This window comes from Brevundimonas sp. (assembly GCF_016463295.1).
Lineage (GTDB): Bacteria > Pseudomonadota > Alphaproteobacteria > Caulobacterales > Caulobacteraceae > Brevundimonas.
On the sequence record NZ_JAEMRO010000001.1, the window covers coordinates 139,806 to 159,333 of the forward strand.

Consider the following 19,528-nt stretch of genomic DNA (forward strand, 5'->3'; position numbering starts at 1 on the left):
GCGTGATACACACGCGCAAGCTGTTCGAGGAATGACGTGATCGACCCCACCGCTTCTATGCTCGGGACATTCGCCCTGATGGCGGTCGGCGGCTATCTGCTCGGCTCCATTCCGTTCGGGGTGATCCTGACGCGGCTGGGCGGCGCGGGCGATGTGCGCAGCATCGGCTCGGGCAATATCGGCGCGACCAATGTGCTGCGGACCGGGCGCAAGGACCTGGCCATCGCGACCCTGCTGCTGGATGCGGGCAAGGGGGCGGCGGCTTTGCTAGTGGCCAAATACCTGCTGGGCGGTACGAACGCGAATGCCGAGATCGCGGGTGCGGTCGCGGGTGGCGCGGCCTTTCTCGGCCACCTGTTTCCGGTCTGGCTGAAGTTCAAGGGCGGCAAGGGGGTGGCGACGTTCTTTGGCCTGATGCTGGCGGCCTGGTGGCCGCTGGGCTTGGTGGCGGCGGCGATCTGGCTGCTGACGGCGGCCTTGCTGAGGATGTCATCCCTGGCGGCGTTGGTCGCTTCAGCGGCGACGCCTCTGGTAGGGCTGGTACCCGCGGCCGCGCTGAAACTGGCCGCGCCTCAGCCGATCGTTATGTTGGCGGCGTTTACCGCCGTGCTGATCTGGGTGCGGCACCATGAGAATATCGCCCGCCTGTTGAAGGGCGTGGAACCGCGCATCGGGGCCAAGTCGGCGTGAGCTCTGGCCTGAGCGCGGCCGAGCGTTTCGCGCGGCTCCGTCTGGCCCGCACGGACAAGGTCGGTCCGGTCACCTTTCGCCAGTTGCTGGATCGGTTCGGCAGCGCGACGCACGCTGTGGAGGCCCTGCCCGACCTGATCCGCAAAAGCGGCGGCGGAACGGGGCACACCCTGCCCACGGTCGCCTCCGTCGAGGCCGAACTGGCGGCGGGCGAGCGGATCGGCGCGCGGCTGATCGTGCTGGGCGAGGCCGACTATCCCGAAATGCTGGCCGCGCTTGACCCGCCGCCACCCCTGCTCTGGACGCGGGGCGATGTCGGGCTGATGGCCCGGCCCTGCATTGGCATCGTCGGCGCGCGCATCGCCTCGGCCGGTGGACAACGGATCGCGCGAGGTCTGGCCCAGCAACTGGGTCAGGCAGGCCATGTCGTGGTGTCGGGTCTGGCCCGCGGTATAGACGGGGCAGCTCATGCCGGAGCGCTGGAAACAGGCACTGTCGCCGTTCTGGGTGGTGGCGTGGACGACATCTATCCGCCAGACAATGCCGACCTGTATGCTCAGATCGTGGAGCGCGGCTGTATCGTGTCCGAAAGCCCTGTCGGCGCGCGAGCCCAGGCGCGGGACTTTCCCCGCCGCAATCGCATCATCTCGGGCCTGTCGCGCGGGGTGATCGTCGTGGAGGCGGAAATCCGCTCCGGCTCGCTGATCACCGCGCGTCTGGCCGGCGAACAGGGGCGCGATGTCTTCGCCGTGCCGGGCTCGCCGCTCGACCCCCGCTCGAAAGGGCCGAACGAACTGCTGCGTCAGGGGGCCATCCTGTGCGAGGGGCTGGAGGATGTGGAGCGGGCGTTCAACACCCTGCGGACCCTGCGCGAGCCGGAGCGCGTCAATCCTTTCGACGGCGCGCCGGATGAGCTGGATGAGGCCCTGATCGAACAGGTGGCTGGTCTGCTGTCGCCAACGCCGACACCGCGAGACGAACTGGCCCGGGCCCTAGGCGTCTCGATCGGCACGGTGGCCGCGGCCCTGTTGGAACTCAGCCTGGCTGGTCGCGCGACCCTGCTGGCCGGAGGATTGGTCTCGCGCTAGCTGGCGCGCCGGCGGCGCGGGGCCGGATCGCGCACGGGCGCAACCGCCTTGGGCACATTGGCCAGTCGTGCGGCCGCTTCCAAAGTTTGTGCCAGCGCAGGATCGCCGTCCCAAAGCGCCATCTGTGCCAGCTCTATCGACATGGCGCGGATATATTCCCGCACGGGATAGTCGCCCAGATCGACCGCCCTCTCGGTCTGCCTGGATTCGGAGGTCGTCGCCGTCTCGGTTCGCATGCCCAATCCCTCTCTCGCGCCCACCCAATGTTGCACAACCTATGGTGTGTTAGCAATCTACGACACAATCCTAAATATCTTCTGACATAGGTGCGATTGACAGCGAGCCTTGCGCCAACCACCTTCCCGGCCCTCTGAAAGGCCCCCTCCCCGCATGAACCTCGTCGTCGTCGAGAGCCCCGCAAAGGCCAAGACCATCAACAAATATCTCGGCTCGGACTACACCGTCCTGGCCTCCTACGGTCACGTCCGCGACCTGCCGTCCAAGGACGGCTCGGTCCTCCCGGACGACGATTTCGCCATGTCGTGGGAGATCGACGCCAAGGCCTCCAAGCGTCTGAGCGAGATCGCAGAGGTCGCCAAACGCTCCGATCGCGTCATCCTGGCCACCGACCCCGACCGCGAGGGCGAGGCGATCAGCTGGCATGTGCTGGAGATCCTGACCAAGAAGAAGGTCCTGAAGGACACGCACGTCGAGCGGGTCACCTTCAACGCCATCACCAAGTCGGCTGTGCTGGAGGCCATGGCAGCCCCGCGCCAGATCGACATGGAACTGGTCGAGGCCTATCTGGCCAGGCGCGCGCTGGACTATCTGGTGGGATTCAACCTGTCGCCGGTCCTGTGGCGCAAGCTGCCGGGCGCGCGCTCTGCGGGGCGGGTGCAGTCGGTCGCCCTGCGTATCGTCGTCGACCGCGAGATGGAGATCGAGAAGTTCAAGCCTCAGGAATACTGGTCCGTCGAGGCCGACCTGAACGCCGACAGCCCGCCGTTCACCGCCCGACTGGTCAAACATGCCGGCAAGCGGGTGCAGCGTCTGGATATCGTGTCCGAAGCCATGGCCACGGCCGCGCGCGACGCCATCAACGCCGGGACCTTCACCATTAACTCGGTGGAAAAGAAGCCAGTCAAGCGCGCGCCCAGCCCACCCTTCATGACGTCAACCCTGCAACAGGAAGCCAGCCGCAAGCTGGGCTTCACCGCCCAACGCACCATGCAGGCGGCGCAGAAGCTGTATGAAGGCGTGGACGATCAGGGCGGCCTGATCACCTATATGCGGACCGACGGCCTGTCGGTCAGTCCCGAAGGCATTGCTCAGGCCCGCGAGGTCATCGGCGACCGTTTCGGCCCCGCCTACGTCCCGGAGCAGCCGCGATACTACAAGACCAAGGCCAAGAACGCTCAGGAAGCGCACGAGGCCATCCGCCCGACCAACATGACCCGTGCGCCCGAGACCCTGCGTCTCGATGGCGATCTGCAGAAGCTGTACGAACTGATCTGGAAGCGGACGATCGCCAGCCAGATGGAGTCCGCCCGTCTGGACCGCACCACGGTCGAGATCGAGGAGCCGACCGGCCAGACCGCCCTGCGCGCCACCGGCCAGGTCGTGGCCTTCGACGGCTTCATGGCCGTGTACGAAGAGGGCCGCGACGACAAGCCCAAGGACGGGGCCGACGACGAGGACGACACCACCCGCCTGCCCGCGCTGAAGGAAGGGGCCTTCGCCAAGGTCGATGCGATCCGCACCGACCAGCACTTCACCGAACCGCCCCCACGCTATTCGGAAGCGACCCTGGTCAAGAAGCTGGAAGAGCTGGGGATCGGCCGACCTTCGACCTATGCCTCCATCCTGACGACCCTGCGCGACCGCGAATACGTCCGGACCGACAAGAACCGCTTCTATCCGGAGGACAAGGGACGGCTGGTCACGGCCTTTCTGGAACAGTTCTTCGCCAAATGGGTCGAGTACGACTTTACCGCCGCGCTGGAAAACCGGCTCGATGAGGTCTCGGCCGGCGACCTGAACTGGAAGGTGCTGCTGCGCGAGTTCTGGACGGACTTCCATGCGGCGACCAGCGCGGCGGGCGAGCTGCGCACCACCGCCATCCTGGATGCGCTGAACGAGTCGCTGGGGCCGCATATCTTCCCGCAGAAGGAGGATGGATCCGATCCGCGCGAGTGCCCGCTGTGCCATCAGGGTCAGCTGAGCCTGAAGACCAGCCGGTTCGGGGCGTTTGTCGGTTGCTCGCGCTATCCCGACTGCAAATTCACCCGGCCCGTCGCGTCTCCGGATGCGGCGGTCGGCGGGGCCGAGGGTGGCGACCGCGAACTGGGCGTCGATCCCGCGACCGGCCAGCCGGTGCAGCTGAAGATCGGGCGGTTCGGGCCCTATGTGGAAACCACACCGCCCGGTGAGGAGAAGCCGAAACGCTCGTCCCTGCCCAAGGGTTGGTCACCCGCATCGCTGGACCTGGATCAGGCCCTGCGCCTGCTAGCCCTGCCACGCGAAGTCGGGCCGCATCCCGAGGACGGCAAGATGATCACGGCCGGCCTCGGCCGCTATGGCCCCTTCGTGCTGCACGCCGGCACCTATGCCAATGTCGCCGATATCGACGAGGTGTTCGAGGTCGGGCTGAACCGTGCCGTCGTCCTGCTGGCCGAAAAACGGGCGGGCAAGTTCGCCGGGCGTGGTGCCGCAGCGGCTCCGCTGAAGGATTTGGGCGCGCACCCGGAAACGGGCGAGCCCATCCACGTCATGGCCGGCCGCTTCGGCCCCTATGTCAAATCGGGCAAGATCAATGCGACCCTGCCCAAGGGGACGGCACCCGAAGCCCTGACGCTGGAAGAGGCCCTGCCCCTGCTGGCGGCGCGCGCGGCGGCGGCCCCGGCCAAGGGCAAGAAGGCTCCGGCCAAGAAGGCGGCACCAAAGAAGGCGGCGGCGAAAAAACCTGCGGCCAAGAAAAAGGCTCCGGCGAAGAAGAAGGCTGCGGCAGAGACGGCCTGAGACCCGGCCAACTTTCTGTGAGCAACCGAATCATCGGCCTGCCAAACGGGGCGAATCAACGACACAGTGTCGCCATGAACGCCGCCGTCGCCCTCGCCGATCTTCACGCCCGCACCGGGGCCGCGCCTGCCGACCATCCGGAGTGGCAGTATCTGAATCTGCTGCGCGATATCCTGGACAATGGCGCACGGCGCGACGACCGGACGGGCACGGGGACGCTGGGCGTGTTCGGGCGTCAGATGCGGTTCGACCTGTCCAAGGGCTTTCCCCTGCTGACGACCAAGAAGCTGCATCTGCGCTCCATCATCGTCGAACTGCTGTGGTTCCTGCGCGGCGAGACAAACATCGGTTACCTCAAGCACCACAACGTCCGCATCTGGGACGAATGGGCGGATGCCGAGGGCGAGCTGGGCCCCGTCTATGGCAAGCAGTGGCGATCCTGGACCGCGCCGGATGGCCGGGTCATCGACCAGATCGAGAAACTGGTCCACGGACTGAAGACCAATCCCAACAGCCGCCGCCACATCGTCACCGCCTGGAACCCCGCGGACGTGGACGACATGGCCCTGCCGCCTTGTCACTGCCTGTTCCAGTTCTTCGTGGCCGACGGCAAGCTGAGCTGCCAGCTGTATCAGCGCAGCGCCGACGTCTTCCTGGGCGTGCCGTTCAACATCGCCTCCTATGCCCTTCTCACCATGATGATCGCCCAGGTCGTGGGGCTGGAGCCCGGGGAGTTCGTCCACACCTTCGGCGACGCCCACCTGTATCTGAACCACGTCGAACAGGCCGAGACCCAGCTGAGCCGCGAACCCCTGGCCCTGCCGACCATGACCATCGCGCCGAAGGATGACCTGTTCGCCTATGCGCTGGAGGACTTCGTGCTCAGCGACTACGCGCCCTGGCCGCACATCAAGGCGCCGATCGCGGTCTGATGACGCTGGACCTCAAGGCCTTGCAAGACGACGTCCTGCGCATCTCCGACATCTATGCCGCCGAGCACGGGATCGACCGGTCCGGCGACTGGGCATTGCTGAAGCTACAGGAGGAGCTGGGCGAGCTGACGGCCGAGCATCTGCGCATCAGCGGGCGAGCGCGGGGTCAGGCGGATGTGCAGGCACAAGGCGATGAGGCGGCGGATGTGCTGGGATGCTGCTGATCTATTGCGACGGCGCGGGCATCGACCTGGAGGCGGCGATGCGTCGCAAATGGCTGAAATGGCTGGAGACGACCTGATGCCCCTTGCCCGTATCGCCCTGGTCGTCGCGCGAGGCCGCAATGGCGTGATCGGTCGCGACGGCGACCTGCCCTGGCGGTTGCGCAGCGATCTGCAACGGTTCAAGGCCATCACCATGGGCAAGCCGTGCATCATGGGCCGCAAGACCTGGGAGAGCCTGCCGCTGAAGCCCCTGCCTGGGCGGTTGAACATCGTGCTGACGCGCGACGAGGCCTATGGCACCGATCAGTCGCCCAAGGGCGCGCTGGTCTGCACCAGCCTGGACGAAGCCATCGAGATCGCGCGGGAACAGGCCGAGGACGACGGCGTGGACGAGGTCTGCGTGATCGGCGGCACCGCCCTGTTTGAGGCCACCCTGCCCCGCGCCAAACGGCTGTATATCACCGAGGTCGATGCCGCGCCGGACGGCGACGCTTTCTTCCCGGAGTTTGACGCCGAAGCCTTCACGGAAACAGCATCAGAGGCGCATGCGGCGGGCGAAAAGGACGACCACGATTTCGTCTTTCGCGTGCTGGACCGCCGCTAACTGCGGTCTTTGACTTCGGGCATGGCATCCGTGCCGCACAGCCGATCCCAGAAGCGCAGGTGAAGGCCGAAGTTGGTCTTCATATGGGTGTGGTGGCGGCCATGATGGGTGGCGGTGATCAGGTGACGCCCCAGCGGTGAGCGCACCCAGCGATCCGGCCACATCTCCCAGCCGCAATGGTTCATCACGGCGGTCACTGTCATGACCGTGAGCAGCAGGGCCACGACCCACAGATTGACCGGGATCAGGAACACCATCAGCGGCAGGACCCAGGCGGTCAGGACTGCCTCGATGGGGTCGAAGGCGAAGCTGGCGAAGGGGCTGGGCTCGCGCGAGCGGTGATGGCCGGCATGGGCGATGGCGAACAGCTTTGGGTGATGCAGCAGCCGGTGCGTCCAGTAATAGTGGGTGTCCTGCACGATCAGCAACAGCAGAAAACTGACCGGCAGCCACCAAAGGCCGTATTGCGCCGGGTCCAGATACATCCGGGTCCCCCCCGCCTTGAACGCCTCCAGCGCGATGGCCGCAGGCAGGGCATAGATGGGGGTGGCGATCAGGGAGAAGCGGATTTCCTGAAGCATCAGACGGCGCGACGGGCGGTCACGGTTCAGCTGTCGCCCCAGGCCCCGCGCCCTGCCCCACTGCATCCACCACACCCCGCCCGCGATCAGCAGATAGCGCAGCCCGATGATCAGGCTGAGCCAGGCGGTGGTGATCAGGACGGCGAGGAGCAAGGGAGGTTCGAGGGATGAGGGATGAGGGATGTCGGCCATCCCCGCTGGGACTCGACCCTAGGCCAAGACCCTCATCCCTCAAACCTCTAACCTCGTCCCTTAGGTCAGCGTCGCCATCGCGGAGCGATCGAACGCCATCAGTTCGTCATTTCGCCCCTCGCGGACCTTCTCGACCCAGCGCGGGTCGGCCAGCAGGGCGCGGCCTACGGCGATCAGGTCGAACTCGTCGCGCTCCATCCGCTCGATCAGGCCGTCCAGCGACGCCGGGTTGGAGCCCGCACCGCCGAAGGCCGCGATGAACTCGCCGTCCAGTCCGACCGAGCCCACGGAAATGGTCGGCTTCTTGGTGATGACCTTGGCCCAGCCGGCGAAGTTGAGGTCAGACCCCTCGAATTCCGGCTCCCAGAAGCGGCGCTGCGAGCAGTGGAAGACGTCGACACCCGCGTCGGACAGGGGCAGGAGCCACTCGGCCATCTCGTCGGGATTGTGGGCGATCTTGGCGTCGTAGTCCTGCTGCTTCCACTGCGACAGGCGGATGATCAGAGGAATGTCGGGGCCCAAGCCCTCGCGCACCGCCTTGACGACCTCGACGCCGAAGCGAGCGCGCTCCGCGATCGTCGGGCCGCCCCAGCGATCGCCCCGCGCGTTCAGACCGGCCCAGTAGAACTGATCGATCAGATAACCGTGGGCGGAATGGATTTCGGCGGCGTCGAAGCCAAGATCGCGGGCGGCACGGGCCGACCGACCGAAGGCGGCGATGGTGTCGGCGATGTCCTCTTCGGTCATGGCCTCATATTTCTGCTTGCCCGGGGCAACGAGACCGGAGGGGCTGTCGACCTGACCCAGCGGCTGCCAGTCCGCACCCTGGCCGCGCGCCGCACCGACGTGCCAGATTTGCGGCGCGATCAGGCCACCCGCGGCGTGAACCTCTTCCACCACCTTCTTCCATTCCGGCAGAGCCTCGCCGTGAAAGACCGGGACGGCGGCGTCGTTGCGAGCGGCGGGCCTTTCGACCACCGTGCCCTCGGTGATGATCAGTCCGACGCCGCCTTCGGCCCGCCGGCGATAATAGGCGGCGACGTCGCTGGTCGGAATGCCGCCCGGCGAGAAGGACCGGGTCATCGGGGCCATGACGATGCGGTTCGGCAAGGTCAGGTTCTTGACGGTAAACGGACGGAACAGGGTCTCGACGGACATCGCGGTCTCTCTGGCAACTATCCCGGGCGAGCGGGACTGGAACCGCCAAGGTGGCGATTCAGGTTGCGTTTGAAAACCCTATCGGTCGAAAAAGTTGGCTCATCCGCAGACCTCCTTCTTCGGGGCCGTGTCGGGGAAGTAGCGGCGACCCAGCCATAGGGCGACAGAGACGAGCAGGATCAGCACCGGCACCTCGACCAGCGGCCCGATGACGGCAGCAAAAGCGACCGGAGAGGCCAGGCCGAAGGCGGCGATGGCGACGGCAATGGCCAGTTCGAAATTGTTGGACGCCGCCGTGAACGCCAAGGCCGTGGTGCGCGGATAATCGGTCTGGATCAGCCGCCCCATCAGAAAGCTGACCACGAACATGACCAGAAAATAGATCGTCAGCGGAATGGCGATGCGAAGCGCATCCAGCGGCAGGGCGACCACCTCGCCGCCCTTCAGACTGAACATGGCCGTGATGGTGAACAGAAGGGCTATCAGGGTCACCGGTCCGATGCGGGGCAGGAACCGGCTCTCGTACCAGTCGGCTCCCTTGCGGGCGATCAGCACCCGGCGGGTCAGAAAACCACCCAGGAACGGCAGGCCCAGATAGATCAGGACGGCGACGGCTATGGTCCAGAAGCCGACGTCCACCACGCTGCCTTCCAGACCGAATAGGGGCGGCAGAACGGTCAGGAACAGCCAGGCATAGATGCTGAAGAAGGCAATCTGGAAGATCGAGTTGAAGGCCACCAGACCCGCCACATACTGATTGTCGCCCCGCGCCAGCTGGTTCCAGACCAGGACCATGGCGATACAGCGGGCCAGGCCGATCAGGATCACCCCGGTCATGTATTCCGGCTGGTCGCGCAGGAAGATCACGGCCAGGGCGAACATCAGCACCGGGCCCAAAACCCAGTTCTGAAACAGCGAGAGGGCCAGCACCCGCTTGTCGGCAAAGACCCGCGGCAGTTCCTCGTATTTCACCCGCGCGAGTGGCGGATACATCATCAGGATCAGGCCGATGGCGATAGGGATGTTGGTCGAGCCGACCGACAGGCTGTCGATCCAGCCCGGTAGGCCGGGCACCACCGTTCCCAGCAGAACGCCCAGCCCCATGGCCACGAAAATCCACAGCGTCAGCCAGCGATCCAGAAAGGACAGGCGGGCTCGCTTGGCGACGGCGGCCTCGGTCATCCGCGAACCCGGCGTCCATCACCATCGACGACGACCTCTCCATCCTCCTTTGTGAAGGGCTTGAGCCCCTCGGCCGGGAGCAGGTCCAGCACCACTTCCGACGGGCGGCAAAGCTTCACGCCCAGCGGCGAGACCACCAGCGGTCGGTTCATCAGGATCGGATGGGCCTCGATCGCATCAAGCAGCTGGTCGTCGGTGAGGGACGGCTCGTCCAGACCCAGCTCGGCATAGGGCGTGCCCTTCTCACGCAGGAGGTCGCGGACGCTGCCACCCATGCGCCGGACCAGCGATGCCACCAGGGCCCTGCTGGGCGGAGTCTTCAAATATTCAACGACATGCGGCTCGATGCCGACATGCCGGATCAGTGCCAGGGTGTTGCGCGACGTGCCGCAGGCGGGGTTGTGATAGATGACGACGTCCATGGGGCCTCAGGCGCAGCAGGGGGCCAGTTCGGCCACCAGGGGTTGGCACAGTTCCGACCGGCCCTGGCAGCAGTCCTTGACCAAGAACAGCACCAGATCGCTGAGCCGGCTCAGGTCGGCGCGATAGATGATCGAGCGGCTGTGGCGCGTGGCCGTGACCAGGCCGGCGCGAGACAGCACCCCCAGATGGGCCGACAGGGTGTTGGCCGGGACCGCCAGGCGATCCGCAATCTCGCCCGCCGCCAGACCCTCGGGCTCATGGCGCACCAGCAGGCGGAAGGTCTCGAGGCGCGTCGATTGGCTAAGCGCCGCAAAACCAAGCAGGGCAGATTCGGTTTCCATAGTTCCACGATAGTGGAATTATGGATTGCTGCAAGACAGGATGGCCGTCAGTTCAGCGCCAGAGCCTCCCGGATGGCACCGGCGAAGGCCATGAACCGCTGGGCGACATTGCCACCCGGCTCATTGACCACAACGGGCCGACCCGCATCGCCACCCTCGCGTAAGCTGGCGTCCAGCGGCAGGTCACCGAGATAGGGCACGTCCAGACGCCCCGCCTCGGCCTCCGCCCCTCCCCGACCGAAAACGTCGCCGCACATGTTCTCGATCAGCCCGAGTGTCTGCACCCCGACCTTCTGGAACAGCGCATGCGCCCGGCGGGCGTCGGCCAGGGCGACTTCCTGCGGCGTGGAGACGATGACGGCCCCGTCCAGCGGCGTCTTCTGGATCAGCGTCAGCTGCACGTCGCCAGTGCCGGGCGGCAGGTCGACGACCAGTATGTCCAGCGGCTCCTCGGCGGTGCCCCAGCGCGTCTGGGTCAGCATCTGGGTCAGGGCCTGGGACGCCATCGGCCCACGCCAGACCATGGCATCCCCCGCCCCGGTCAGCAGGCCCACCGACATGGCCTTCAGCCCGTACGCCTCATGCGGCTGCATCATGCCGTCGCGGTACTCCGGCTTGCCGGAGAGGCCCAGCATGGTTGGCAGAGACGGGCCGTAGACATCGGCGTCCAGCAGGCCCACGCGCAGCCCCTGCGCCGACAGGGCCGCCGCCAGATTGACCGCGACCGTCGACTTGCCCACCCCGCCCTTGCCGCTGGCGATGGCCAGGACCCGGCGAACATGCGCAGGCCGATCGGTCGGGACGGGAGCCTTGGCGCGGGTCTGGTCCACCGCCTGGGGCGACAGGGACGCGGTGCGCACCGGCTTGGTCGCCGGCGCCGTCTCGGCGGTCAGGACGACGGAGACGCGGGTCATGCCAGGCAAGGCCTTCAGGGTAGCCTCGGCGGCGTCGCGGATGGGCGCATACAAGGCGGTGTCTCCCGCCGGCACCTCCATGACGAAGCCCGCGCGATCCTCGGTGACGGTCAGCCCCTGCGCCAGTCCTGCCGCGACCAGCCCCTGCCCGCTTTTGGGATCGAGGATGGCATCAAGGGTGGCGATAACGGTGTCGCGGTCGGGCAAGACGCGGCCTCTGGAAGGAGCTTCGGGGTTGCGGTGCGTGTGCGGGCCTTCTATCGCCGAAAGCCCCCTCTCCGCGAGCGCCGATTTGTCCCGACCGCCCCAGATCGAATTGATCGCCGGACCGACCGCCTCGGGCAAGTCGGCCCTGGCCATGGCGCGGGCCCGCGAAACCGGGGCGGTCATCATCAATGCCGACAGCCAGCAGCTGTATGCAGACCTGCGGGTGCTGACCGCCCGTCCTTCGGTCGAGGACGAGGCGGCGGTCGAGCACCGGCTGTACGGCGTGGCCGATGCGGCAGAGGCCTGGTCCGTCGGCCGCTGGGCCCGCGCCGTCATGCCCATCCTGGCCGAGTTGGGCGAGGCCGGTCGTCAGGCGCTGCTGGTCGGGGGAACCGGACTATATTTCACAGCTTTGACCAAGGGGTTAGCGGATATTCCCGATGTACCAGTCGAGGTCCGCGATACCGTCGAGCAGACGTTCGATGCCGAGGGCGAGGCCGCATTCCGCAGTCGGCTATCGACCCGGGACCCGCAGGCGGCACAGCGGATCGAGACGGGCGACCGTCAACGCCTGATCCGGGCCATGTCCGTAGCCGAGCACACCGGACGCGCCCTCAGCGACTGGTCCGCCGACACGACGCCTCTGCTCGCCCCGGGGTCATGGACCGGCTGCGTCGTCGAACCGGACCGAGCGGTCCTCTATGCCCGGTGCGACCGTCGCGTGGAGAGTATGATCGCCAACGGGGCACTGGACGAGGTCCAGGCTCTGATCCGGCGAAAGCTGGACCCCGCCCTGCCCGCCATGAAAGCGGTAGGCGTCCGAGAACTTTCGGCGCATCTGGGCGGCTCGATCAGCCGGGATGACGCCATCGCGGTCACACAGCAGGCCACACGCAACTATGCCAAGCGCCAACTGACCTGGTTCCGCAACCAGACGGCGGATTGGCCCAGAGCAGCCTGACCATTGAACCGTCGCATGGTCCAGCCGTTCAGACCCTATGGACCCGCATGACATTCAGGACCGGGGCCTTTTCCCCGAAGACCCCGCCGATCCAACGGCCAATCTCACACCGGACGCGAGCCTGTGTCCCGAATGCGAAGGGCGCGGCACCCTGACGTCGGGCGACACCTGTCCGGTATGTGAGGGCACCGGCAAGGCCACGGGCCGCACAGGCGGAGGGTGACGACCGTTCGGCGTCATGCCCCTTTGAACGGGGGAACGGATGCCCTATATTGATGGAGCCGGGGCTTGCTCCGGATATGGCGATAAACGCGCTTGTAATAAGCGGACCGGACCCGGGTGCGATTCCCGGCGGCTCCACCATTTCTCCCCGCGTTATCGGCGGAGGCATATGGGGCCGACTAGCATCGACGGACGTGTAAAGAAGACTGCTTTCGCTCGTCCTGGCCCACCGTATCGGGCCATTTTCTAACTGCGAACGATAACTTCGCTGGGGAATACGCTGTCGCCGCGTAATGCGGTTCCGGTAATTCCAACTTAAGTCCTGGGGGTTCAGATCCTCAGGCGGGGCCGCCAGGGGGCCTGCCAACAGAACCCCTGGCACTTTTCCCTCAAAAGCCACCTTTCGTCCGCCGCGCGGCCCCGCTACACCTCGCGCGAACACGAGAGCGATCCATGGCCGAAGAGACGCCCCCCGTCGACGAGATGCACTATGACGCCCTGGCGCAGGATGCCTTGCGCGGCGTCATCCGGCTGGCGCTGGAACGGGCCGCCATGCCCGAGGGCATTCCTGGTGCGCACCATTTCTACATCACCTTCAAGACCCGCGCGGCGGGCGTCAGCGTGCCGCCCGACGTCCTGGCCAAATACCCCGAAGAGATGACCGTGGTGCTCCAACATCAGTACTGGGACCTGACGGTGGAGCCGACGCGGTTTTCGGTCATGCTCAAGTTCGGCGGCATGCCCAAGGTCCTGTCCATGCCCTATACGGCCGTGACGCGGTTCTATGACCCCTCGGTCCAGTTCCTGCTGCAGTTCGAGGAGCCGGTCACCGTCGACGAGATCGTGCAGGAGATCGAGGCGGCCGAGCCCGCCAAGGCTCCCACTCCAAGCGACGACGACGGCCCCAAGGTCGTTTCGCTGGACCAGTTCCGCAAGAAATAGTCTAAGAAGACCGTCCTTCCCGAGCGAACAGATGCTGTAACCTCCCCACCGACAAGGGTGGGAGCAATGGCTATGCGGTATCTGGTGGCGTTCGCGGCGACGCTGTGTCTTGGCAGTTGCGCCAGCGGGACTGCGGGGCCCGACGATCCTTTTGCTGAAATGTTCAGCGGCGTTCCAGCCGAACGCGCTGACAGGATCGCGGCGGGTCTGACCGGGCATCCGCTGAGCAGCGAAGCCAATCCAATCAGGGTCAACATGCCTCCCGGCCAGCGCGACTATGTTTCCCGTCTGCGCTGTTCAGACAATCGGGCACCACAGTTCGAGCGGATCGGCAGTATGGGCATGGGTCCTTACGGCCAGATCGTCGATGGTTATGATGTTCAATGTCCTGGCTCGTCGCCGAGTAAGACAACCCTATACCTCGACATGTACCACCCTACGCATGTCGAAACCCAGGCACCTCCTGGTTTCAGGCTGGTACAATAGGCTTTATGCCCTCGGAAAAACCCGGATCGTGATCCGCTCCCGCTCGCCCTGGCGGCGCTCGACCAGCAGGCGCGCGACCTGGCTGTCGTCGTGGAACAGATAGCCCTTGATGGCGTCCAGCAGGGCCTTGGCCAGATTGTCCAGGTCCATCCACGGCGGATCGCCGATATGCTCCATCAGGATTTCGACCGTGTAATCGCCGTAGGACGGCCGCGACGACCACTCCTTGCGCATGAACTCATAGACCAGCGGCTTGTAGTATTTGGCCTGGGTCGTCAGGCCCTCGATGGTGATCTCGACGACGTCGCCGGTCTCACGCGCGCGGACCTTGCCGGTGCCGATCCAGCTGGCGGTCATGCCCTGGCCCCTGTTCGCATGATGGCCGCTCCGTCCTTGCCCCTTCGCGCCTCCGTGCTACACGCCTGCGCATTCCTCCGCCACGTCTGAGAGAGCCGCCCGCGCCATGACCGAACACCGCACCGAGACCGATACCTTTGGCCCGATCGAGGTCGCCTCGGATCGTTATTGGGGCGCCCAGGCGCAGCGCAGCCTCGGCAACTTCAGGATCGGCTGGGAAAAACAGCCTCTGCCCATCGTCCGCGCCCTGGGAATCGTCAAACGCGCGGCGGCCGAAACCAATATGGCGCTTGGGCGGCTCGATCCCGCCATCGGCAACGCCATCGTCCGCGCCGCCGACGAGGTGATCGAGGGCAAGCTAAACGACCACTTCCCGCTGGTGGTCTGGCAGACCGGCTCCGGCACCCAGTCGAACATGAATGCCAATGAGGTGATCTCGAACCGCGCCATCGAGATGCTGGGCGGCGAGATGGGGTCCAAGAAACCGGTCCATCCCAACGACCACGTCAACATGAGCCAGTCGTCCAACGACACCTATCCCACGGCCATGCACGTCGCCTGCGCCGAAGAGGTGGTCCACCGCCTGCTGCCCGCGCTCCAGACCCTGCACAACGCCCTGAACGACAAGGCCCAGGCGTGGAAGGACATCATCAAGATCGGCCGCACCCACACCCAAGACGCCACCCCCCTGACCCTCGGTCAGGAGTTCTCCGGCTACGTCCAGCAGGTCGCCAAGGGCATCGAGCGGATCGAATCCACCCTGCCCGACCTGATGCAACTGGCCCAGGGCGGCACCGCCGTCGGCACCGGCCTGAACGCGCCCATCGGCTTCGCGGAAGGCGTCGCCGACAAGATCGCCCAGATCACCGGCCTGAAGTTCACCACCGCCCCGAACAAGTTCGAGGCCCTGGCCGCCCATGACGCGATGGTTATGAGCCACGGCGCGATCAACACCGTCGCCGCCTCGCTGTTCAAGATCGCCAACGACATCCGCTTCCTGGGCTCCGGCCCGCGTTCAGGCTTGGGCGAACTGGCCCTGCCGGAAAACGAGCCCGGATCGTCGATCATGCCGGGCAAGGTCAATCCGACCCAGTGCGAAGCCCTGACCCAGGTCTGCGTCCAGGTGTTCGGCAATCACGCGGCGATCACCTTCGCCGGCTCCCAAGGGCATTTCGAGCTGAACGTCTTCAACCCCGTTATGGCCTACAACTTCCTGCAGTCGGTCCGGCTGATGGCCGACGCGGCCGTCAGCTTCACCGACAACTGCGTCGTCGGCATCGAGCCTCGCATCGACAATATCGAGCGTGGCCTGAACAACTCGCTGATGCTGGTCACCGCCCTGAACGGCAAGCTGGGCTACGACGCCTGCGCCAAGATCGCCAAGACGGCGCACAAGAACGGCACAACCCTGCGGGAAGAAGCCGTCGGCGGCGGCTATCTGACCGACGCCGAGTTCGATGAGGCCGTGCGCCCCGAGAAGATGATCTCGCCTGGGTGAGGCAATGCAAACGCCAGACTTGGACTTTGAGGGAGATGGTGCCCGTCACTTCGCCGGCGTGATCTCCCGGTCCGATGCCGAAGGTTTGGCGGCGCGACTTGCTTGCAACCTCAATGGAATGCCAGGCCGCAGGCTACTGGTCGAGCCGGACGTCGAAGCGCTGCTATCGGTTGCCGGTTCAGTCGGAGGCATCGCCGCCTCACTGATTGGCACGTCTGCACGACCGGTTCGCGCTGTGCTGTTCGACAAGACCCGAGACGCAAACTGGACCGTCGCATGGCATCAGGACCGGACCATACCGGTTTGTGCACGTCACGATGTCGAGGGCTTCGGCCCCTGGTCGGTAAAAGACGGGCTTTGTCATGTTGCTCCGCCGATGGGGGTGCTTGAGCAAATGGCTACGCTGAGGTTGCATCTAGATGACTGCGATAACAGCAATGCGCCCCTGACGATTGCTCTCGGCTCCCATCGCCTTGGCCTTGTTCCGGCAACTGAGTCAGCATCCGTAGCGGCGCGTCATGCGCAGTTCACCTGCCTCGCTAAGACAGGTGATGTCTGGGCCTATTCAACGCCCATACTCCACACCTCCGCAACGACCGTCAGCGACCGACGTCGGCGAGTGTTGCAGATCGACTATGCCGCGATAGATCTGCCCCAGCCGCTTAGTTGGCTCGGGATCAGCTGCGACTAAGGCTTGTCGCGTATCGTCCGTCCGATGGGAGCCAGGGCCAATTTGGCCAGTTCCAGATCCTTCAGCGCGAACGGGATGCCGATGATGGTAATGGCCTCGGCCACCGCGATCAGCACATGGGCCAAGGCGATGTACCAGCCGGCGAAGACGAACCAGATCACGTTCAGACCGATGCCGAAACAGCCCGCGCCCAGGGCCGTGGCGTCCGGCTCGCGCCACACCACCTCGCGCCCGAACGGCCAGAAGGAATAGCTGGCGATCCGCCAGGCGGCGAAGGTCCACGGCAGGCCGACGATCGTGAGGGCCAAAACCGCGCCGCCGAACAGCCACAACAGGCCTGCGGCCCAGCCGCCGAGGATGAACCACAGCACATTCAGAATCGGACGGATCAACTCGGTTGGTCTCCCTGCACCCGGATGGTGCCGTCTCCAGATATGCAAAGGCCCCGCCGATATCAGCGGGGCCTTCGTGAATTCGTGGTAAGCCTGCGGCCTAGTGGGGCTTCTCGGTCCAGCGCGACTTGGCCTCGTCCTTGGTCAGGTTCAGGTGGACATGCTCGTCCACGCGCTCGACCCAGCTGACCGGGATCATGTGATGTTTGAAGCCACCGGCCAGGTCCAGCTTGGCCAGTTCGATCTGGTCGCCCAGCACGTGATCGACGCGTCCGACATGTTCGCCGTCCGAGCCGACGACTTCGAGGTGTTCCTTGATCAGGGTGGGGTCTACCATGGGGAGGTCTCCTGTTGCGGTGTCCCTCAAAAATGCACGCCGCACGGGACGGTTTCGTATGGCAGAGGTCGGCATGGGCGAGATCATCAATCTGAACCGGGCGCGCAAGACGCGGGCCAAGGCGGCCAAGACGCTGGAGGCCACGGCCAATCGGGCCGCCTCAGGCCGGACCAAGGCAGAACGGCTGGCTGCCAAGGCCGAGCGTGATCGTATCCAGGCCGTCCTGGATGGCGCGAAGCGCGAGGACTAGGCCGCCGACACCTTGGGTGCCCGGATCAACAGCACCTGCCCGGCCAGGACCAGTACCAGTCCCACCAGCGCGGGCCAGCCGAAGCGGGCATCCTCGAACAGCACGGACACCAGCATCGCAATCGGCGGCGTCAGGGCCGAGATATAGCTGGCCAGGGCATAGCCGCGGGCGCGCGCGATGGTGAAATACAGGCCGAACGCGATCACCGAGCCGAACACCGACAGATACAGCAGCGAGCCGATGTAGCTGAGCGACAGCTCTATCGACCACTCCACGCCCGTGGCCAGGCCATACAGAGCCAGTACGACGGCCCCATAGGCCATGGCCCAGGCCGTGGACGGAATGACGGCGGCGCCCGCCGCCTGGCCCTTGAACGCGAACAGATTGCCAAACGCCGAGGCCGCCACGGCCAACAGGGCGAAACCGACACCGGTCGCCGCCCCCTGCCCCAGTCCTGCCCCCAGGATTTCCGAGCCGGACAGGACGCCCACCCCCACAAGTCCCAGCAGGGCTCCGCCCCAGGACGCCAGCGCCGCTCGCTGGCCGGCCGCCAGACGGAACAGAACCAGGTTGATGAAGGCCAGCGACGCAAAGATCACCGCCACGATGGCAGAGGCGATCAGCCCCTCGGCCGCATAGGTGAAGCTGTAGCTGATGGAGAAGGCAAACACGCCTTGAGCAGCGACCGCCAGATGCTGGGCGCGGGTCAGTCTCAGCGGCAGTCGAAAGATCAAACAACCGAGAAACAGCAGGATCGCCGCTAGACCGAAACGCCAGACAATGGAGGCTAGCGGTGCCACTGTCCCCAGCTGCAGGGTGATCGCATACCAGGTTGTTCCCCAGATCAGGGCGCAGATGCCTACGCCGCCGATCGCCAGGACGGCGGGCGATAGGATGCGGCGGGTCACGGCTGCGGGAGACGGTTCAGGGCTTTGCACCCGGCCCGATTGAACGGTTGCCGGTCAGGACGCAAGCGGGTTCGACACCTTGCGCCACAAGCCAAACTTATGACCGCCGAAAGCCGCGATCAGGCCCGTAGCTTAAGGCTGGCCCGCACCTCGGGCGACACCGCGTGATAGACGCTGGCAGGCCGGATATTCAGTCGCAGGCGGGCGACCTCCAGCGGTTGGGCGAACAGCGCCTCGTAATCCAGGCCCGGCAGCCAGTGCGCGGCCTTGCCGTTGCGATAGGCCTGCCAGACCGCGCGGCGGGCCGGCACGGCCCGCACCTCGCGCTGAATTTCCCGCGCCGCGCCCCATCCGATGAAGGCAAAGCCCAGGTTTCGGGTCTGGGCATAGGAGAAGGCGACCACGCAGGCTTCGCCCAGAGCGTCGGTCTCGTAGCCCGTCAGCACGTGCCAGATGTCGTGCACGTCTCGAATGCGCCGTGAATACCAGACGACCGGATGCTGGGCATCGATCTGCGGCCCGATCTTGCGGGCCTCGTCGGCCAGGCCCTCGGCGGTGAAGCCGCGCACTTCGCGGAAGGCGCGGTAGCTGGCTCCGACCGTGCCGGGCTCGAACCGGGCCAGCCAGACCGGATCGTCCAGCTTGTGCGCCAGTTCCTCGGCCAGATAGGCTTGGCGCCCACCCTCCTGCGTCTTGAGCATGTGATTGTAGCCGCGCGCCAGAGACCGGCCCGACAGGGCGCGCATGATCTCGAACACCTGGGCGGTGTCCTCCTTGTCGGCCACCAGTTTGCGGAAGGCACGTAAGGCCGTCAGCGGCTCGATCCGCTGAGGCTGAAGGCGCGTGTAGGTGTCGAAGTCGGCGGTCGCGGTCATGGGCGGTCCTGTGACGAAGCACAGGTACTCTAGCGCGAAAACCCCAAGGGGTGAA

24 protein-coding genes and 1 other RNA gene are annotated in these 19,528 nt (G+C 65.8%); 13 read left to right on the top strand and 12 right to left on the bottom strand.

Translation table 11 applies throughout. The features are described from left to right. Positions 1–57 precede the first annotated feature (57 nt). Together plsY and dprA are read left to right on the top strand one after the other, a co-directional pair. The gene (gene plsY, locus JHC81_RS00720; RefSeq protein WP_292169599.1) at positions 58–690 is read left to right on the top strand and encodes a glycerol-3-phosphate 1-O-acyltransferase PlsY; all 633 of its coding nucleotides are present in this window, start codon (positions 58–60) and stop codon (positions 688–690) included. After that, entirely contained in the window at positions 687–1,778 is a 1,092-nt protein-coding gene (dprA, locus tag JHC81_RS00725; protein WP_292169476.1) for a DNA-processing protein DprA, read from the top strand. Before plsY ends, dprA begins: the two co-directional genes overlap by 4 nt. Here the strand turns inward: dprA and JHC81_RS00730 are convergent. Further along, positions 1,775–2,014: a hypothetical protein gene (locus JHC81_RS00730; RefSeq protein ID WP_292169478.1), complete on the bottom strand. Its 240-nt coding sequence runs from the start codon at positions 2,012–2,014 to the stop codon at positions 1,775–1,777. The genes dprA and JHC81_RS00730 overlap by 4 nt on opposite strands. A 154-nt stretch (positions 2,015–2,168) precedes the next feature. On the opposite strand from JHC81_RS00730, the gene topA reads away from it, so the two are divergent. The 4 genes from topA (at position 2,169) to JHC81_RS00750 (ending at position 6,556) form a co-directional block, all read left to right on the top strand. Next, complete coding sequence (topA, locus tag JHC81_RS00735) at positions 2,169–4,796, top strand: type I DNA topoisomerase (RefSeq protein WP_292169480.1); 2,628 nt, start codon at positions 2,169–2,171, stop codon at positions 4,794–4,796. A 74-nt stretch (positions 4,797–4,870) separates the two neighbouring features. Next, complete coding sequence (locus JHC81_RS00740) at positions 4,871–5,728, top strand: thymidylate synthase (protein WP_292169482.1); 858 nt, start codon at positions 4,871–4,873, stop codon at positions 5,726–5,728. After that, positions 5,728–5,952, top strand: a complete 225-nt coding sequence (locus tag JHC81_RS00745; RefSeq protein WP_292169484.1) for a phosphoribosyl-ATP pyrophosphohydrolase — start codon at positions 5,728–5,730, stop codon at positions 5,950–5,952. The genes JHC81_RS00740 and JHC81_RS00745 overlap by 1 nt, the downstream gene beginning before the upstream one ends. A 76-nt stretch (positions 5,953–6,028) precedes the next feature. After that, entirely contained in the window at positions 6,029–6,556 is a 528-nt protein-coding gene (locus JHC81_RS00750) for a dihydrofolate reductase (RefSeq protein ID WP_292169486.1), read from the top strand. Here JHC81_RS00750 and JHC81_RS00755 read toward each other — a convergent pair. From JHC81_RS00755 to JHC81_RS00780, 6 genes are all read right to left on the bottom strand, one after another. Beyond that, positions 6,553–7,290 carry a sterol desaturase family protein gene (locus tag JHC81_RS00755; protein WP_292169488.1) on the bottom strand — a complete coding sequence of 246 codons (738 nt, stop codon included), beginning with the start codon at positions 7,288–7,290 and terminating at the stop codon, positions 6,553–6,555. The two genes, JHC81_RS00750 and JHC81_RS00755, sit on opposite strands and share 4 nt — an antisense overlap. Before the next feature lie 99 nt (positions 7,291–7,389). Then, entirely contained in the window at positions 7,390–8,487 is a 1,098-nt protein-coding gene (locus tag JHC81_RS00760; RefSeq protein WP_292169490.1) for an NADH:flavin oxidoreductase, read from the bottom strand. A 99-nt stretch (positions 8,488–8,586) separates the two neighbouring features. Next, entirely contained in the window at positions 8,587–9,669 is a 1,083-nt protein-coding gene (arsB, locus tag JHC81_RS00765; RefSeq protein ID WP_292169492.1) for an ACR3 family arsenite efflux transporter, read from the bottom strand. Further along, entirely contained in the window at positions 9,666–10,091 is a 426-nt protein-coding gene (gene arsC, locus JHC81_RS00770; protein WP_292169494.1) for an arsenate reductase (glutaredoxin), read from the bottom strand. The genes arsB and arsC overlap by 4 nt, the downstream gene beginning before the upstream one ends. A 6-nt stretch (positions 10,092–10,097) precedes the next feature. Further along, positions 10,098–10,433 carry a metalloregulator ArsR/SmtB family transcription factor gene (locus JHC81_RS00775; protein ID WP_292169496.1) on the bottom strand — a complete coding sequence of 112 codons (336 nt, stop codon included), beginning with the start codon at positions 10,431–10,433 and terminating at the stop codon, positions 10,098–10,100. 47 nt (positions 10,434–10,480) lie between these two features. Then, positions 10,481–11,554, bottom strand: a complete 1,074-nt coding sequence (locus JHC81_RS00780) for an Mrp/NBP35 family ATP-binding protein (RefSeq protein ID WP_292169498.1) — start codon at positions 11,552–11,554, stop codon at positions 10,481–10,483. 85 nt (positions 11,555–11,639) lie between these two features. Here JHC81_RS00780 and miaA point away from each other — a divergent pair, with 85 nt between their 5' ends. The 4 genes from miaA (at position 11,640) to JHC81_RS00800 (ending at position 14,165) form a co-directional block, all read left to right on the top strand. After that, entirely contained in the window at positions 11,640–12,515 is an 876-nt protein-coding gene (miaA, locus tag JHC81_RS00785; protein WP_292169499.1) for a tRNA (adenosine(37)-N6)-dimethylallyltransferase MiaA, read from the top strand. Between the two features lie 241 nt (positions 12,516–12,756). Further along, positions 12,757–13,120, top strand: a transfer-messenger RNA (tmRNA) gene (gene ssrA / locus JHC81_RS00790). Positions 13,121–13,190: 70 nt separating this feature from the next. Beyond that, positions 13,191–13,679, top strand: a complete 489-nt coding sequence (locus tag JHC81_RS00795; protein WP_292169500.1) for a ClpXP protease specificity-enhancing factor SspB — start codon at positions 13,191–13,193, stop codon at positions 13,677–13,679. Between the two features lie 72 nt (positions 13,680–13,751). Then, a complete protein-coding gene (locus JHC81_RS00800) occupies positions 13,752–14,165 on the top strand; it encodes a hypothetical protein (RefSeq protein WP_292169502.1) in 414 nt (137 codons plus the stop codon). 3 nt (positions 14,166–14,168) lie between these two features. Here JHC81_RS00800 and JHC81_RS00805 read toward each other — a convergent pair whose 3' ends face one another. After that, positions 14,169–14,522, bottom strand: coding sequence for a RusA family crossover junction endodeoxyribonuclease (locus JHC81_RS00805; protein ID WP_292169504.1), 354 nt, complete (start codon positions 14,520–14,522; stop codon positions 14,169–14,171). Between the two features lie 106 nt (positions 14,523–14,628). Here JHC81_RS00805 and fumC point away from each other — a divergent pair, with 106 nt between their 5' ends. Together fumC and JHC81_RS00815 are read left to right on the top strand one after the other, a co-directional pair. Beyond that, the gene (gene fumC / locus JHC81_RS00810) at positions 14,629–16,020 is read left to right on the top strand and encodes a class II fumarate hydratase (RefSeq protein WP_292169506.1); all 1,392 of its coding nucleotides are present in this window, start codon (positions 14,629–14,631) and stop codon (positions 16,018–16,020) included. 4 nt (positions 16,021–16,024) lie between these two features. Continuing rightward, positions 16,025–16,711 carry a phytanoyl-CoA dioxygenase family protein gene (locus tag JHC81_RS00815; protein WP_292169508.1) on the top strand — a complete coding sequence of 229 codons (687 nt, stop codon included), beginning with the start codon at positions 16,025–16,027 and terminating at the stop codon, positions 16,709–16,711. On the opposite strand, the gene JHC81_RS00820 is transcribed toward JHC81_RS00815, so the two are convergent. Further along, complete coding sequence (locus tag JHC81_RS00820) at positions 16,708–17,103, bottom strand: YccF domain-containing protein (protein WP_292169510.1); 396 nt, start codon at positions 17,101–17,103, stop codon at positions 16,708–16,710. The two genes, JHC81_RS00815 and JHC81_RS00820, sit on opposite strands and share 4 nt — an antisense overlap. A gap of 100 nt (positions 17,104–17,203) precedes the next feature. Beyond that, positions 17,204–17,440, bottom strand: coding sequence for a DUF2171 domain-containing protein (locus tag JHC81_RS00825; RefSeq protein ID WP_292169512.1), 237 nt, complete (start codon positions 17,438–17,440; stop codon positions 17,204–17,206). A gap of 58 nt (positions 17,441–17,498) precedes the next feature. Here JHC81_RS00825 and JHC81_RS00830 point away from each other — a divergent pair, with 58 nt between their 5' ends. After that, the gene (locus tag JHC81_RS00830) at positions 17,499–17,690 is read left to right on the top strand and encodes a DUF4169 family protein (RefSeq protein WP_366465329.1); all 192 of its coding nucleotides are present in this window, start codon (positions 17,499–17,501) and stop codon (positions 17,688–17,690) included. Here JHC81_RS00830 and JHC81_RS00835 read toward each other — a convergent pair. Both JHC81_RS00835 and JHC81_RS00840 read right to left on the bottom strand, forming a co-directional pair. Continuing rightward, a complete protein-coding gene (locus tag JHC81_RS00835) occupies positions 17,687–18,598 on the bottom strand; it encodes an EamA family transporter (RefSeq protein WP_292169514.1) in 912 nt (303 codons plus the stop codon). The genes JHC81_RS00830 and JHC81_RS00835 overlap by 4 nt on opposite strands. 119 nt (positions 18,599–18,717) lie before the next feature. Further along, positions 18,718–19,473, bottom strand: a complete 756-nt coding sequence (locus tag JHC81_RS00840) for a Coq4 family protein (RefSeq protein WP_292169516.1) — start codon at positions 19,471–19,473, stop codon at positions 18,718–18,720. Between the last annotated feature and the right edge of the window lie 55 nt (positions 19,474–19,528).